Raw genomic sequence first — 15,989 nt, 5'->3', positions numbered from 1 at the left:
CATCGACTTCCCCCTTTTTTCGGCCTAGCCTGTTGCCGCGGCCGGGGCTTCCGCGAGTACGCCATGAGCAGCAAAACTTCCCTCGACAAAAGCCGGATCAAGTTCCTTCTGCTCGAGGGCATCCATCCTTCGGCGGTGGAGGTCCTGCGCGCCGCGGGCTACACCAACATCGAGACGCTGCCGGGTGCGCTGCCCGATGCGGAGCTCAAGGCCAAGATCGCCGACGTCCACTTCCTGGGCATCCGCTCGCGCACGCAGCTCACGGCCGAGGTCTTCGCGGCTGCCCACAAGCTGGTGGCGGCGGGGTGCTTCTGCATCGGCACCAACCAGGTCGACCTGGAGGCCGCGCGCGAACACGGCGTGGCGGTGTTCAACGCGCCGTACTCCAACACCCGCTCGGTGGCCGAGCTGGTGCTGGCCGAAGCCATCCTGCTCTTGCGCGGCGTGCCTGAAAAGAGCGCGGTGGCGCACCGCGGCGGCTGGCTCAAGTCGGCCGAGAACGCATTCGAGATCCGCGGCAAGACGCTCGGCATCGTGGGCTACGGCTCCATCGGCGCCCAGCTGTCGGTGCTGGCCGAGGCACTGGGCATGAAGGTGGCCTTCTACGACGTGGTGACCAAGCTGCCCCTGGGCAATGCGCACCAGGTGCGCGAACTGCACCAGCTGCTGGCCCAGAGCGACATCGTGACCCTGCACGTGCCCGAGACGCAGGCCACCCAATGGATGATCGGCGCGGCCGAAATCGCCGCCATGAAGCCCGGCGCGATCCTGATCAACGCCTCGCGCGGCACGGTCGTCGCGATCGAGCCGCTGGCCGAGGCGCTGAAGCAGAAGAAGCTGCTGGGCGCCGCGATCGACGTGTTCCCGGTCGAGCCGCGCACCAACAAGGACGAGTTCCAGTCGCCGCTGCGCGGGCTCGACAACGTCATCCTCACGCCCCACATCGGCGGCTCGACGATGGAGGCGCAGGCCAACATCGGCCTGGAGGTCGCGGAGAAGCTGGTGAAGTACAGCGACAACGGCACCTCGACCTCGTCGGTCAACTTCCCCGAGGTGGCGCTGCCGGCCCACCCCGGCAAGCACCGGCTGCTGCACATCCACCGCAACGTGCCCGGTGTGCTGTCGGAGATCAACAAGATCTTCTCGGACAACAACATCAACATCTCCTCGCAGTTCCTGCAGACCAACGAGAAGATCGGCTACGTGGTGATGGACATCGATGCAGCCTATTCCGACCTGGCGCTGGAAAAGCTGGCCAAGGTAAACGGCACGATCCGCAGCCGCGTGCTGTTCTAGGAAGGCACTCCCGGTCGGTCTTCCTCCCTCTCTCTCCGGGAGAGGGCCGGGGTGAGGGCAGCGGCATCCACGCCACGGCAAGCGTCCGGCCGGCTGCGCCGCACCGCCTGCCGGGCGCCCAACCAAAGGGTAACGCCACCCGCCCGAGGCAAGACCCCGCCCCCTGCCCTAAAATCCCACCCCCGGCTAGATGGGCGCGCAGCGCCTGGCCGAGGTGCCACCCCCGATGAATGCTCCGACCGCGTTGACCACGCTGTTGTCGCAGGCCGCAGAGCCTGTACGACTGCGCGAGATCCCCTATAACTACACCAGCTTTTCCGATCGCGAGATCGTGATCCGCCTGTTGGGCGAGCGCGGCTGGGAACTGCTCCAGACCCTGCGCGCCGAGCGCCGCACCGGCCGATCGGCGCGCATGCTGTACGAAGTGCTCGGCGACATCTGGGTAGTGCAGCGCAACCCCTACCTCGTCGACGACCTGCTCGACAATCCGCGCCGCCGCGGCCAGCTGGTCGATGCGCTCCGGCACCGCCTGGCCGAAGTCCAGAAGCGCCGCACGCCCGACAGCGACCTGCCGCGCGACCAGCTCGTGGGCGAACTCACGGGCCTCGTCGGCCAGGCCGTCGCGGCTTTCGACACCGCCTTCCGCGACGTGGCGGCCCTGCGCCGCAAGGCCACGCGCGTGCTGGGCCGCCTCACGGCCAAGGACAACATCAAGTTCGACGGCCTCTCGCGCGTCTCGCACGTCACCGACGCCACCGACTGGCGCGTCGAATACCCCTTCGTGGTGCTGTGCCCCGACACCGAGGCCGAGATGGCGCTCTTGGTCAAGGGCTGCATCGAGCTGGGCTTGACCATCATCCCGCGCGGCGGCGGCACCGGCTACACCGGCGGCGCCATTCCGCTCACCTGGAAGAGCGTGGTCATCAACACCGAGAAGCTCGAGGCCATGACCGAGGTCGAGCTGGTCTCGCTGCCCGGCCTCGGCAACCCCGTGCCCACCATCTGGACCGAGGCCGGCGTCGTCACCCAGCGCGTGGCCGACGCCGCCGAGCGCGCGGGCTTCGTGTTCGCGGTCGACCCGACCTCCGCCGAGGCCTCGTGCGTCGGCGGCAACGTGGCCATGAACGCGGGCGGCAAGAAGGCCGTGCTGTGGGGCACGGCGCTCGACAACCTGGCCTCGTGGCGCATGGTCACGCCGCAGGCCGAATGGCTCGAGGTCACGCGCATCGGCCACAACCTCGGCAAGATCCACGACGCCGAGAGCGCCGTGTTCGAGCTGCAGTACTACGCCGCCGACGGCAGGACGAAACTGCGCACCGAGCGACTGGAGATCCCCGGCCGCACCTTCCGCAAGGAAGGCCTCGGCAAGGACGTGACCGACAAGTTCCTCTCGGGCCTGCCCGGCATCCAGAAAGAGGGCTGCGACGGCCTCATCACCAGCTGCCGCTGGGTGGTGCATCGCATGCCGGCGCACACCCGCACTGTCTGCCTCGAATTCTTCGGCAACGCCAAGGACGCGGTGCCCAGCATCGTCGAGATCAAGGACTTCATGTTCGCCCTGCAGAAGCGCTCCGGCGAGAACTCGGAAGGACCGGCTCACTCGCCGGTCCTGCTGGCCGGCCTCGAGCACCTGGACGACCGCTACCTGAAGGCCGTGGGCTACGCCACCAAGTCGAAGAAGCACGGCGGCCTGCCCAAGATGGTGCTGTTCGGCGACATCGCGGGCGACGACGCCGATGCGGTGGCGCGCGTCACCTCCGAAGTGGTGCGCATCGCCAATTCGCGCAGCGGCGAAGGCTTCGTCGCCATCAGCCCCGAGGCGCGCAAGAAATTCTGGCTCGACCGCAAGCGCACCGCGGCCATCAGCAAGCACACCAACGCCTTCAAGATCAACGAGGACGTGGTCATTCCGCTGCCGCGCATGGCCGAGTACAGCGACGGCATCGAGCGCATCAACATCGAGCTCTCGCTGCAGAACAAGCTCGCGCTCACCGACGCGCTCGAGGCCTTCCTGCTGCGCGGCAACCTGCCGCTCGGCAAGACCGACGACGCGCACGAGATCCCGGCGGCCGAGCTGCTCGAAGACCGCGTGGCGCAGGCCGTGGCGCTGGTGCAGGGCGTGCGCGCGCTCTGGGCCGAATGGCTGCGCGACGTCGATGTGCTGTTCCCGCAGCTGCAGGACCATACGTTGCGCGCCAGCTGGAAGACCCAGCTGCGCCAGCCGCTGCAGGAAATCTTCAGTGGCGCCGAGTTCACGCCGATCCTGGCCGAATGCACCGCCATCCACCAGCAGGTGCTCAAGGGCCGCGTCTGGGTGGCGCTGCACATGCACGCGGGCGACGGCAACGTGCACACCAACATCCCCGTCAACAGCGACAACTACGAGATGCTGCAGACCGCGCATGCCGCGGTGGTGCGCATCATGGCGCTGGCGCGCAGCCTCGACGGCGTGATCTCGGGCGAGCACGGCATCGGCATCACCAAGCTCGAATTCCTGAGCGACGAAGAGCTTGCGCCCTTCATGGACTACAAGCGCCGCGTCGACCCCGAGGGCCGCTTCAACAAGGGCAAGCTGCTGCGCGCGCCCGCCGGCGAAGCCGCGCTGCCGCATGCCGACCTGACCAACGCCTATACGCCGAGCTTCGGCCTCATGGGGCACGAATCGCTCATCATGCAGCAGAGCGACATCGGCGCCATTGCCGACAGCGTGAAGGACTGCCTGCGATGCGGCAAGTGCAAGCCGGTGTGTGCCACCCACGTGCCGCGCGCCAACCTGCTGTACAGCCCGCGCAACAAGATCCTCGCGACCTCGCTGCTGGTCGAGGCCTTCCTGTATGAAGAGCAGACCCGGCGCGGCATCAGCATCAAGCACTGGGAAGAGTTCGAGGACGTGGCCGACCACTGCACCGTGTGCCACAAGTGCCTCACGCCCTGCCCGGTGAAGATCGACTTCGGCGACGTGTCGATGAACATGCGCAACCTGCTGCGCAAGATGGGGCAGAAGAGCTTCCGTCCCGGCAACGCGGCCGCGATGTTCTTCCTCAACGCCACCAACCCGCAGACCATCAAGGCGGTGCGCGCGGGCATGGTGGGCATCGGCTTCAAGGCGCAGCGCCTGGCCAACGACCTGCTGCGCGGCCTCGCGAGGAAGCAGACCGCCGCGCCGCCCGCCACGCTCGGCCCGGCGCCGGTCAAGGAGCAGGTGATCCATTTCATCAACAAGAAGATGCCGGGCAACCTGCCGAAGCAGACGGCGCGCGCGCTGCTCGACATCGAGGATGCCGACTACGTGCCGATCATCCGCGACCCGAAGGCCACCACGTCGGAGACCGAAGCGGTGTTCTACTTTCCGGGCTGCGGCTCGGAGCGCCTCTTCTCGCAGGTGGGCCTCGCCACGCAGGCCATGCTCTGGCATGCCGGCGTGCAGACGGTGCTGCCGCCCGGCTACCTGTGCTGCGGCTATCCGCAGCGCGGCAGCGGCCAGTTCGACAAGGCCGAGAAGATGATCACCGACAACCGCGTGCTGTTCCACCGCGTGGCCAACACGCTCAACTACCTCGACATCAAGACCGTGGTGGTGAGTTGCGGCACCTGCTACGACCAGCTGCAGGGCTACCAGTTCGACAAGATCTTCCCGGGCTGCCGCATCATCGACATCCACGAATACCTGCTCGAAAAGGGCATCACGCTGGCGGATGCAGGCGGCGGTGGCTACCTGTACCACGACCCCTGCCACAGCCCGATGAAGCTGCAGGATCCGATGAAGACCGTGAAGGCGCTGGTCGGCGACAACGTGCTCAAGAACGACCGCTGCTGCGGCGAATCGGGCACGCTGGGCGTGTCGCGGCCCGACATCTCGACGCAGATCCGCTTCCGCAAGGAAGAAGAACTCAAGAAGGGCGAGGCCGCCTTGCGCGCGAACGGCCAGGTCGGCGAGAAGGACAACGTCAAGATCCTGACCAGCTGCCCGAGCTGCCTGCAGGGCCTCTCGCGCTACGGCAACGACCTGAACAACGGGCTGCTCGAAGCCGACTACATCGTGGTCGAGATGGCCAACAAGATCCTCGGCAAGGACTGGATGCCCGAATACGTGGCCGCCGCCAACCAGGGCGGGATCGAGCGGGTATTGGTATGAAGGTAGAAAACTGTCCCTTCTGCGAAGGCCCGGGCGGCCGCATCGTGTTCGAGGGCGCGAAGCTTCGCGTCATCCATGCCGAGGAGGCCGGCTTCCCGGCCTTCTACCGCGTGATCTGGCGCGCGCATGCGGCGGAGTTTTCCGACCTCGACGCGGCCGACCGCGTGCTGTGCATGGAGGCGGTGACGGTGGTCGAGCAGTGCCTGCGCGAGCATCTGTCGCCGGCCAAGATCAACCTTGCCGCGCTCGGCAACATGGTGCCGCACCTGCATTGGCACGTGATCGCGCGCTTTGTGGACGACACGCATTTTCCGGGCTCCGTGTGGGCGCCGGTGCAGCGCGAAGCCGACGCGGCCCGGCAGGCCGACGTGGCTGCGCGCCTGCCCGCGCTCGAGAGTGCGATGATGGCCCGCTTGGGCACAAGGAGCTTCTGATGGCAGGTTTGCAAGCCGGCGCACCGACGCCGCAATCGATCACCGTGCACGGCCAGTCGCGCGTGCTCGAGGTCGGCTTCTCGGACGGTGCGACCTTCCGCATTCCGTTCGAGTTGATGCGCATCTATTCGCCGTCGGCCGAGGTGCAGGGCCACGGCCCGGGCCAGGAAGTGCTGCAGACCGGCAAGCGCGAGGTCGAGCTGGTCGACCTGAAGCCAGTCGGCAACTACGCCGTGCAGCCGGTCTTCAGCGACGGCCACGACACCGGCATCTTCTCGTGGAACCTGCTGTACGAACTCGGCGCCAACCAGGTTGCGCTCTGGGCCGAATACGAGCGCCGGCTCGCCGCCGCGGGCGTCGACCGCGATGCGCCGATGATCGACAAGGGCGGCTCCGCCTGCGGCAGCCACTGACCCGCCAGACCCCGTCCGCTCCTGAAAAAATAGCCCCGCACGCAGGCGCGGCGCGCCTTGCCGCGGCCCGCGATTTCAAGAAAAAGCAACAAATGTCCGCCGTCGCCGCAGGGTCGCCTTCTTGAGCTGTGTGCTTCCGGCCTAATATCAGACCAATGAGCACCACCCACTTCGGCTTCGAGAAAGTCGACGAAAGCGAGAAAGCGCAACGTGTGCGCGGCGTCTTCGATTCCGTCGCGACGCGTTACGACCTCATGAACGACCTGATGTCGATGGGGCTGCACCGCGCCTGGAAGGCCTACACCGTGATGGTGGCCAACGTGGGCGAGGGCTCGCGCGTGCTCGACATCGCAGGCGGCACCGGCGACCTCGCGCTGGCCTTCTCGAAGAAGGTGGGCGCCAGCGGCCAGGTGGTGCACACCGACATCAACGAAGCCATGCTGCGCACCGGCCGCGACCGCCTGCTCGATGCCGGCGTGGCGCTCCCCACGCTGGTGTGCGACGCCGAGAAGCTGCCGTTCCCCGACAACCACTTCGACGTCGTGACCGTGGCCTTCGGCCTGCGCAACATGACGCACAAGGACGTGGCGCTGAAGGAAATGAACCGCGTGCTCAAGCCGCGCGGCAAGCTGCTGGTGCTCGAGTTCTCGAAGGTCGCCAAGCCGCTGGCCAAGGCCTACGACTGGTATTCGTTCAACGTGCTGCCGCGCCTGGGCAAGCTGGTGGCCGGCGACGACGCGAGCTACCGCTACCTGGCCGAATCGATCCGAATGCATCCCGCGCAGGATGAACTCAAGACCCTCATGAAAGAGGGCGGTTTCGGGCATGTGGACTATCACAACATGACGGGGGGCGTGGTGGCCCTTCATGTTGGAATCAAATGTTGATGAGGCGAATTCTTCGCTCGAAAGAGGAGACGACATGAAAAGTTTGAGTTCTTTGTTCCTGGCTTGCGTGCTGGCCCTGGTCAGCGTTCAGGCAGACGCAGCTCGCATCGGCGGCGGCAAGTCGTTCGGCCGCCAGTCGTCCAACGTGACGCAGCGCGAATCCGCAGCGCCCACCGCACCCGCGCAGCAAAGCGCGGCCAATGCGGCGCCGAAGCCCGCAACGCCGGCGCCCGCCGCCGCAGCGCCCAAGCGCCCCTGGGGCGCCATGCTCGGTGGCCTCGCCGCCGGCCTGGGCCTCGCGTGGCTCGCGAATTCGCTGGGCCTTGGCGCCGGCTTTGCGAACATCCTCTTGATCGGCCTGCTCGTGATGGCCGGGCTGTTCGTCTGGCGCATGTTCAAGGCCCGCTCGGCCGCATCGTCGGGCGCCGGTCGCCCGGGCGGCTTCGCGTTCGAAGGCGCCGGCAACCCGGCAAACGCCAGCGCGCCCGCGCAGTACAGCCCCGCCAACGTCGGCAACGACGCTTCGGCGCGGCCCTGGGAGCGCAACACGGCCGCCTTCGACGCCGGCTCCGCGCATGGCAGCAGCCTGTCCGCGGCAGGCGCGGCGGCCGGCGGCAGCATGATCGGCTCGGCGCTCTCGGGCTCGCAGTCGTGGGGCATTCCGGCCGGCTTCGACGTGGACGGCTTCCTGAGCGCCGCCAAGCGCAACTTCGTGACGCTGCAGGACGCATGGGACCGCGCCGACGTCGGCATGCTGCGCTCCATGATGACCGACGACATGGTCGAGGAAATCCGCAGCCAGCTGGCCGACCGTGCAAGCCACACCGGCGGCGCCTCGAACAAGACCGAGGTCGTCATGCTCGACGCCAAGCTGCTCGGCATCGAGGAACTGGCCGATGCCTACCTCGCGAGCGTGGAGTTCTCCGGCATGATCCGCGAAGATGCCTCGGCCGGCCCGGGTCCGTTCCGCGAAGTCTGGAACATGACCAAGCCCACCAGCGGCACCAGCGGCTGGCTGGTGGCGGGCGTCCAGGCCCTGCAGTAAGCACATTCGGGCGGCCGCGGGGCCGCCTGCAGAACCGATAATGGGGACATGGCCACACCATCGTCCCCATTTTCTTTTCTCGACGAGCTGTTCAATCGCATCGGCGAGCGTCTGCAGCCGCCCGCCTGGGCGGTGCACGAGATCCAGCACCGCGCGGTGCTGTTCCTGAACCATGTGCTGCAGCAGGAACCCGAGGCCCAGCAGCGGCTGCTCAGGCAGCAGGGGCGGGTGGTGCGCTTCCAGTGGCGCTTCGTGACGATGGAGATGGTGGCCACGCCGGCCGGCCTGCTCGACCTCGCGCCCGCCGGCTCGGTGCCCGAGCTCACGCTCACCGTCACGGACGAATCCCCCTTCGAACTGGCCCGCGCCACGCTGCGCGGCGGCAAGCCTTCGGTACAGATCATCGGCGACGTGCAGCTTGCCGCCGAGGTCAACTGGCTGGTGGACCACGTGCGCTGGGACGTCGAGGACGACCTCGCCCGCCTCGTGGGCGACGTGCCGGCGCACACCATTGCCAACGGCGCGCGCCGGGTCGTGGACGCGCTGCGCCAGTTCGTTGGCGGCCGCAGGCCCGGGCAGTCCGGCGGTCCGTCGACCGGCTCGGCGAGCACGGCCGAATGAGGCGCTTCTACCGCGGAATCTTCATCGTCTGGGTCGCGCTGCGCTACGGCCTGGACGAGCTCGTGCTCACGAGCTTCCAGAAACCCTGGCTGCGCGTGGTGGCGCGCGTCGTCTCCATCGGCCGCAACCTCGACGCACCGCGCGGCCAGCGCCTGCGCGAGGCGCTCGAGCGCCTGGGCCCGATCTTCGTCAAGTTCGGCCAGGTGCTGTCGACGCGGCGCGACCTGCTGCCGCCCGACATCGCCGACGAGCTCGCCTTCCTGCAGGACCGCGTGCCGCCGTTCCCCTCGTCGGTGGCCATCGCGACCATCGAGCGCGCATTCCGACGCCCGGTGGGGGACGTGTTCGTGCAGTTCGACGAGACGCCGATTGCCAGCGCCTCGATCGCCCAGGTCCACTTTGCGACCATCCGCACCGACGAGGGCGAGGTGCGCGAGGTCGCGGTGAAGGTGCTGCGCCCCAGCATGCGCGGCGTGATCGAGAAAGACCTGGCGCTCATGGCCATGATGGCCGGCTGGGTCGAGAAGCTCTCGCCCGACGGCAAGCGCCTGAAGCCGCGCGAGGTGGTCGGTGAGTTCGACAAGTACCTGCACGACGAACTCGACCTGGTGCGTGAGGCGGCCAACGCGGCCCAGCTGCGCCGCAACATGGCCGAGCTCGACTTGGTGCTGATTCCCGAGATGTTCTGGGACTTCTGCCATCCCGAGGTGATCGTGATGGAGCGCATGGACGGCGTGCCCATCGCCCAGCTCGACCGCCTGCGCGCGGCCGGCGTCGACATTCCCAAGCTGGCGCGCGACGGCGTCACGATCTTCTTCACCCAGGTGTTCCGCGACGGCTTCTTCCACGCCGACATGCACCCGGGCAACATCCAGGTGAGCCTGGCGCCGGAAACCTTCGGGCGCTACATCTCGCTCGACTTCGGCATCATCGGCACGCTGACCGAGTCGGACAAGGAATACCTGGCGCAGAACTTCGTGGCCTTCTTCCGGCGCGACTACAAGCGCGTGGCCGAGCTGCACCTGGAGAGCGGCTGGGTGCCCGAAGGCACGCGCATCGACGAGCTCGAAGGCGCGATCCGCACCGTCTGCGAGCCGTACTTCGACCGGCCGCTGAAGGAGATCTCGCTCGGCATGGTGCTGATGCGCCTGTTCCAGACCTCGCGCCGCTTCCACGTCGAGATCCAGCCGCAGCTGGTGCTGCTGCAGAAGACCCTGCTCAACATCGAGGGCCTGGGCCGCCAGCTCGACCCCGAACTCGACCTCTGGCACACCGCCAAGCCCTTCCTCGAGAAGTGGATGGTCGACCAGATCGGACCGAAGAAGCTGTTCCAGCAGCTCAAGGCCGAAGCGCCGCGCTATGCAAAACTGCTGCCCCAATTGCCGCGCCTGCTGCACGATTTCCTGGAAAATCGGCCCGCCGACCACCGCCGCGAGCTGCTGGAACTGCTGGCCGCCCAGAAGCGCACCAACCGGCTGCTGCAGACCATCATCTACGGTGGCATAGGATTTGTATTGGGGTTGCTCGCCATGCAAGTGCTGGTGCGCGTGAAATTGTTCTAGAGGAGTGTCCCCGTGCTGCTGACGCTGGTTGTCGTTTATCTGCTGGTCACCATCGCGATCGGCCTGTACGCCGCCAAGCGGGTGAAGAACACCACCGACTTCGCCATCGCCGGGCGGCACCTGCCGCTCTACATGATCGTGACGACCACCTTCGCGACCTGGTTCGGCTCCGAAACGGTGCTCGGCATTCCGGCCAAGTTCATCGAAGGCGGCCTGAACGGGGTCATCGAAGACCCGTTCGGCGCCGGCACCTGCCTGATCCTGGTGGGCCTGTTCTTCGCGGGCAAGCTCTACCGCATGACGCTCCTGACCATCAGCGACTACTACCGCGAGCGCTACGGCCGCGGCGTCGAGGTGGCCTGTTCGCTCATCATCATGCTGAGCTACCTGGGCTGGGTGTCGGCGCAGGTCACGGCGCTGGGGCTGGTGTTCAACGTGCTTTCGGCCGGCGCCATCTCCATCCCCGCGGGCATGGTGATCGGCGTGGTCTCGATCCTGGCCTACACGCTGTTCGGCGGCATGTGGTCGGTGGCGGTGACCGATTTCATCCAGATGATCATCCTCGTCGCGGGGCTGGCCGGCATTGCGGTGTTTGCCGGCAACCTGGCCGGCGGCGCCGACAAGGTGGTGGCCTTCGCGGTCAGCAAGGAGCTCTTCAAGTTCTGGCCCGAGCCCAGCTGGCACGACATGGTGTTCTTCTTTGCCGCGGCCATCACGATGATGCTGGGCTCCATTCCGCAGCAGGACGTGTTCCAGCGCGTGATGTCGGCCAACAGCGTCAAGGCCGCCACCCGCGGTCCGGTGATCGGCGGCGTGGCCTACATCCTGTTCGCCTTCGTGCCGATGTTCCTGGTGGCGAGCGCGCTGCTGATCATGCCGGAGCAGACCGCCGCGCTGCTGAAGGAAGATCCGCAGAAGGTGCTGCCCACGCTGGTGCTCGAGAAAATGCCCTTCGTGATGCAGGTGCTGTTCTTCGGCGCGCTGCTGTCGGCCATCAAGTCGACCGCCTCGGCCACGCTGCTCGCGCCGAGCGTCACATTCACCGAGAACATCTGGCGCCAGTTCCGGCCCGCGGGCACCGACCGCCAGAACCTCATGACCATGCGCGTCACGGTGCTGGTCTTCAGTGCGGCCGTGCTGGCCTATGCCATCCGCATGCAGGGCACCCCCATCTACGAACTGGTGTCGGGCGCCTACCAGGTGCCGCTGGTCGGCGCCTTCGTGCCGCTGGTGTGCGGGCTCTACTGGCGCCGCGCCACCACGCAGGGCGCGCTGGCCTCCATTGTGCTGGGCATCGGCACCTGGCTGCTGTTCCTGGCCATGCCCTGGGGCCGCGAATTCCCGGCCCAGCTGGCCGGCGTGCTGGCCTCCTTTGCCGGCCTGGTGGCCGGATCGCTGGCGCCCCAATGGGTCGCCAACACCCGCACGCCGCACCGGATGCTGGCTGTCTAGGGCGTCCCCCCCGAAGCGCGGGGGCGCCCTTATAATCGAGGGCTTTGCGAGCGGTCCCTGCGTCATTTTTGCGCCGCTTTTTCACTCAATTCCATGCCCATCTACGCCTACAAGTGCAGCGCCTGCGGCTTCGCCAAGGACGCCCTGCAGAAAATGTCCGATGCACCCCTCACGGTGTGTCCGGCGTGCGGCGCAAGTGCATTCGAGAAGCAAGTCACCGCCGCCGGTTTCCAGCTCAAGGGTTCCGGCTGGTACGTGACCGATTTCCGCGATGGCGGCGGCAAGAAGGCCGAGCCTGCAACCGCGGCCAAGAACGGCGACGCCGCCGCCGCTCCGGCCGCCAGCACCGCGGAAGCTTCCAGCCCAGCGCCCGCCGCCGCCCCCGCCCCCAGCCCGGCCCCCGCGCCGGTTGCCGCCGCCAAGAGCGACTGAGAAGCCATCCATGCTCGCCCTGCGCAAATGGCTGTTCTCCGGCTTGCTGGTGATCGTTCCGCTGTTCATCACCCTGGCGGTGCTGAAGTGGATCATCGACACGCTGGACCAGACGCTCTGGGTGCTGCCTTCGGTCTGGCAGAAGTGGCTGTACGACAACAACGTGCGCGGGCTCGGCGTGCTGCTCACGCTGGCCATCCTGCTGGGCGTGGGCGCCATTGCGAGCAATTTCGTGGGCAAGCGCCTGCTCGGATGGGGCGACGCCGTGGTGCGGCGCATCCCGGTCGTGCGCTCGATCTACTCCAGCGTCAAGCAGGTGTCCGACACGCTGTTCTCCGAGAATGGCAACGCCTTCCGCACCGCGGTGCTGGTGCAGTGGCCCCGCGAGGGAGTCTGGACCATCGCCTTCGTGACCGGCATGCCCGGCGGCGACGTGGTCGAGCACCTGGGCGGTGGCGACTACCTCAGCGTCTACGTGCCGACCACGCCCAATCCCACGGGCGGCTATTTCGTGATGCTCAGGCGCAGCGACTGCATCGAACTCAAGATGAGCGTGGATGAAGCGCTCAAGTACATCGTCTCGATGGGGGTGGTCGTCCCCGGCGGCCCGTCCTCCCTCGCGAACAAGTAAAAAACGCGCCCCCGCGGCGCCGGAATCCAAGATATGGCCATGCGTACTCACTATTGCGGTCTCGTGACCGAAGCCCTGATGGGCCAAACCGTCACCCTGTGCGGCTGGGTCAACCGCCGCCGCGACCATGGCGGCGTGATCTTCATCGACGTGCGCGACCGCGAAGGCTACGTGCAGGTGGTGTGCGACCCCGACCGCGCCGCCACCTTCGCCGTGGCCGAGAACCTGCGCAACGAGTTCTGCGTGCAGGTCACCGGCCTGGTGCGTTCGCGCCCCGAAGGCACCACCAACGACCACCTCAAGAGCGGCAAGATCGAAGTGCTGTGCCATGAGCTCAAGGTGCTGAACCCCTCGGTCACGCCGCCGTTCCTGCTGGACGACGACAACCTGTCCGAAACCACGCGCCTCACGCACCGCGTGCTCGACCTGCGGCGCCCGGCCATGCAGCGCAACATGATGCTGCGCTACAAGGTGACGATGGAAACGCGCAAGTTCCTCGACGCCAACGGCTTCATCGACATCGAGACCCCGATGCTCGGCAAGTCCACGCCCGAAGGCGCGCGCGACTACCTGGTGCCCAGCCGCGTGCACGACGGCAGCTTCTTCGCGCTGCCGCAGTCGCCCCAGCTCTTCAAGCAATTGCTGATGGTGGCCGGCTACGACCGCTACTACCAGATCGTGAAGTGCTTCCGCGACGAAGACCTGCGCGCCGACCGCCAGCCCGAATTCACGCAGATCGACATCGAGACCTCGTTCCTCGCCGAGGAAGAGATCCGCGAGATGTTCGAGGGCATGATCCGCAACGTGTTCCGCAACGCCGCGGGCATCGACCTGCCGGTGTTCCCGACCATGACCTACGGCGACGCAATGTTCAAGTACGGCTCGGACAAGCCCGACCTGCGCGTGAAGCTCGAGTTCACCGAGCTCACCGAGCTCATGAAGCGCGTCGAGTTCAAGGTGTTCTCGAACGCGGCCACCATGAAGGGCGGCCGCGTGGTCGCACTGCGCGTGCCGGGCGGCGGCGCCGAGGGCGGCCTTTCGCGCGGCGAGATCGACGCCTACCAGGAGTTCGTCAAGATCTACGGCGCCAAGGGCCTGGCCTACATCAAGGTCAACGACGCCGCGGCCGGCCGCGAAGGCCTGCAGAGCCCGATCGTCAAGAACCTCGACGACGCCTCGCTGGCCGAGATCATCGCCCGCACGGGTGCGCGCAACGGCGACATCCTGTTCTTCGGCGCCGACAAGGAAAAGATCGTCAACGACGCGATCGGCGCGCTGCGCGTGAAGATCGGCCACAGCGCCTTCGGCAAGAAGGCCGGCCTGTTCGACGACCGCTGGGCACCGCTGTGGGTGGTGGACTTCCCGATGTTCGAGTTCGACGAGGAAGGCCAGCGCTGGAGCGCCGTGCACCATCCGTTCACCGCACCGAAGGACGGCCATGAAGACCTCATGGACACGGCTCCCGAGAAGTGCATCGCCAAGGCCTACGACATGGTGCTCAACGGCATCGAGATGGGCGGCGGCTCGGTGCGTATCCACCGCGAGGAAGTGCAGAGCAAGGTGTTCCGCGCGCTCAAGATCAGTGCCGAGGACGCGCAGCTCAAGTTCGGCTTCCTGCTCGACGCGCTGCAGTACGGCGCGCCGCCGCACGGCGGCATCGCCATCGGCCTGGACCGCCTGGTCATGCTCATGACCGGTGCCGAGTCGATCCGCGACGTGATCGCCTTCCCCAAGACCCAGCGCGCGCAGGACCTGCTCACGCAGGCGCCGAGCCCGGTCGACGAGAAGCAGCTGCGCGAGCTGCACATCCGGCTGCGCAACGTCCAGCAACCCGCCTGATGCGCCCATGACCGCCAGCGCCCGGCCCTGGAAGATTCCGGAGTCGGTGCTGGTCGTCATCCATACGCGGGCGCTCGATGTGCTGCTGATCCGCCGCGCCGACGCCGAGGACTTCTGGCAGTCGGTCACCGGCAGCAAGGACCTGGCCGACGAGCCGCTGGCGCTCACCGCCGCGCGCGAGGTGGCCGAGGAAACCGGCATCCAGTGCGGGGAGGGCAGCCCGCTCGCATCGCAGCTGGTCGACTGGCGGCTGCGCAACGTCTACGAGATCTATCCGCGCTGGCGCTCGCGCTATGCGCCCGGCGTGACGCACAACACCGAGCACCTGTTCGGGCTGTGCGTGCCCGAGCGCGTGGTGCCCACGCTGGCGCCGCGCGAGCACACCCACTGGAAGTGGCTGCCCTACCGCGAGGCGGCCGATGCGTGTTTTTCCCCGTCGAACGCCGAAGCCATTCTGTTGCTGCCAGAATTTGTGCGATGAACCTGCCGGCATACAACCTCCGGGTGGCCACCTACAACATCCACAAGGGTGTGCAGGGCATCGGGCTGGCCCGGCGCCTGGAGATCCACAACCTGGGGCATGCCATCGAGCAGCTCGATGCCGACATCGTCTGCCTGCAGGAGGTGCGCAAGATGAACCGGCAGGCCGCGCTTCGCTTCGAGCGCTGGCCCGAGCTTCCGCAGGCCGACTTCCTCGCGCCCGAGGGCTACACCGCCGTCTACGAGACCAACGCCATCACGCGCCACGGCGAGCACGGCAATGCGTTGCTCACCCGCTGGCCGGTGATCCGCACCGGCCACCAGGACATTTCCGACCACCGCTTCGAGCAGCGCGGCCTGCTGCACGTCGTCATCGAGGTGGAGGGGCGGCCGGTGCATGCCATCGTGGTGCACCTGGGGCTCATCAAGGGCAGCCGCGTGCGGCAGGTGGCGCGGCTGCGCGAATTCATCGACCGCGAAGTGCCGCCCGGCGAGGCGGTGGTCGTCGCGGGCGACTTCAACGACTGGGGCGCGCGCATGCGCTATGCCATGAACGCGATGGGCCTGCGCGACACCAGCGATCTGCGCGGGCCGCGAACCCTCACTTACCCTTCGCGCCTGCCGGTGGCGCAGCTCGATTTCGTCTACGGGCGCCAGCTCGAGCCGGTGGCCTGCTCGGTGCCGCGCGGCCCGATCTGGGCGCGGATGTCCGACCACCTGCCGCTGGTGGCCGATTTTGCGCTGGCATGAACGGGGCCGGCG

General features: G+C 67.3%; 14 protein-coding genes. All 14 read left to right on the top strand.

From position 1 onward, the window contains the following. Positions 1–63: 63 nt before the first annotated feature. Entirely contained in the window at positions 64–1,296 is a 1,233-nt protein-coding gene (gene serA / locus ACAM54_RS20340) for a phosphoglycerate dehydrogenase (RefSeq protein ID WP_145745684.1), read from the top strand. Positions 1,297–1,522: 226 nt separating this feature from the next. Beyond that, positions 1,523–5,431 carry a DUF3683 domain-containing protein gene (locus ACAM54_RS20335; protein WP_369648771.1) on the top strand — a complete coding sequence of 1,303 codons (3,909 nt, stop codon included), beginning with the start codon at positions 1,523–1,525 and terminating at the stop codon, positions 5,429–5,431. Continuing rightward, positions 5,428–5,865: an HIT family protein gene (locus tag ACAM54_RS20330; RefSeq protein ID WP_309927293.1), complete on the top strand. Its 438-nt coding sequence runs from the start codon at positions 5,428–5,430 to the stop codon at positions 5,863–5,865. Before ACAM54_RS20335 ends, ACAM54_RS20330 begins: the two co-directional genes overlap by 4 nt. Further along, positions 5,865–6,278 carry a gamma-butyrobetaine hydroxylase-like domain-containing protein gene (locus ACAM54_RS20325; RefSeq protein WP_209537204.1) on the top strand — a complete coding sequence of 138 codons (414 nt, stop codon included), beginning with the start codon at positions 5,865–5,867 and terminating at the stop codon, positions 6,276–6,278. The genes ACAM54_RS20330 and ACAM54_RS20325 overlap by 1 nt, the downstream gene beginning before the upstream one ends. 155 nt (positions 6,279–6,433) lie before the next feature. Next, positions 6,434–7,165: a bifunctional demethylmenaquinone methyltransferase/2-methoxy-6-polyprenyl-1,4-benzoquinol methylase UbiE gene (ubiE, locus tag ACAM54_RS20320; protein ID WP_124956674.1), complete on the top strand. Its 732-nt coding sequence runs from the start codon at positions 6,434–6,436 to the stop codon at positions 7,163–7,165. A gap of 34 nt (positions 7,166–7,199) precedes the next feature. Then, a complete protein-coding gene (locus ACAM54_RS20315) occupies positions 7,200–8,210 on the top strand; it encodes a Tim44 domain-containing protein (protein ID WP_369648770.1) in 1,011 nt (336 codons plus the stop codon). Between the two features lie 48 nt (positions 8,211–8,258). Continuing rightward, positions 8,259–8,831, top strand: coding sequence for an SCP2 domain-containing protein (locus ACAM54_RS20310; RefSeq protein ID WP_192322519.1), 573 nt, complete (start codon positions 8,259–8,261; stop codon positions 8,829–8,831). After that, the gene (ubiB, locus tag ACAM54_RS20305; protein WP_145745678.1) at positions 8,828–10,393 is read left to right on the top strand and encodes a ubiquinone biosynthesis regulatory protein kinase UbiB; all 1,566 of its coding nucleotides are present in this window, start codon (positions 8,828–8,830) and stop codon (positions 10,391–10,393) included. The genes ACAM54_RS20310 and ubiB overlap by 4 nt, the downstream gene beginning before the upstream one ends. 12 nt (positions 10,394–10,405) lie before the next feature. Then, on the top strand, positions 10,406–11,845 hold the full coding sequence (locus ACAM54_RS20300) for a sodium:solute symporter family protein (protein ID WP_369648769.1): 1,440 nt from the start codon (positions 10,406–10,408) through the stop codon (positions 11,843–11,845). 93 nt (positions 11,846–11,938) lie between these two features. After that, a complete protein-coding gene (locus tag ACAM54_RS20295) occupies positions 11,939–12,277 on the top strand; it encodes an FmdB family zinc ribbon protein (RefSeq protein ID WP_369648768.1) in 339 nt (112 codons plus the stop codon). 10 nt (positions 12,278–12,287) lie between these two features. Beyond that, positions 12,288–12,908 (top strand): DUF502 domain-containing protein, encoded by a 621-nt coding sequence (locus ACAM54_RS20290; RefSeq protein WP_145745675.1) that lies wholly within the window; start codon positions 12,288–12,290, stop codon positions 12,906–12,908. A 33-nt stretch (positions 12,909–12,941) separates the two neighbouring features. Then, on the top strand, positions 12,942–14,747 hold the full coding sequence (gene aspS, locus ACAM54_RS20285) for an aspartate--tRNA ligase (RefSeq protein WP_369648767.1): 1,806 nt from the start codon (positions 12,942–12,944) through the stop codon (positions 14,745–14,747). A gap of 7 nt (positions 14,748–14,754) precedes the next feature. After that, positions 14,755–15,228: a dihydroneopterin triphosphate diphosphatase gene (nudB, locus tag ACAM54_RS20280; RefSeq protein WP_145745673.1), complete on the top strand. Its 474-nt coding sequence runs from the start codon at positions 14,755–14,757 to the stop codon at positions 15,226–15,228. Beyond that, positions 15,225–15,977, top strand: a complete 753-nt coding sequence (locus tag ACAM54_RS20275) for an endonuclease/exonuclease/phosphatase family protein (RefSeq protein ID WP_369648766.1) — start codon at positions 15,225–15,227, stop codon at positions 15,975–15,977. The genes nudB and ACAM54_RS20275 overlap by 4 nt, the downstream gene beginning before the upstream one ends. Positions 15,978–15,989: the final 12 nt, after the last annotated feature.

Source organism: Variovorax sp. V93 (assembly GCF_041154485.1).
Lineage (GTDB): Bacteria > Pseudomonadota > Gammaproteobacteria > Burkholderiales > Burkholderiaceae_C > Variovorax > Variovorax beijingensis_A.
This window is presented reverse-complemented; position numbering and strand designations above follow the sequence as displayed.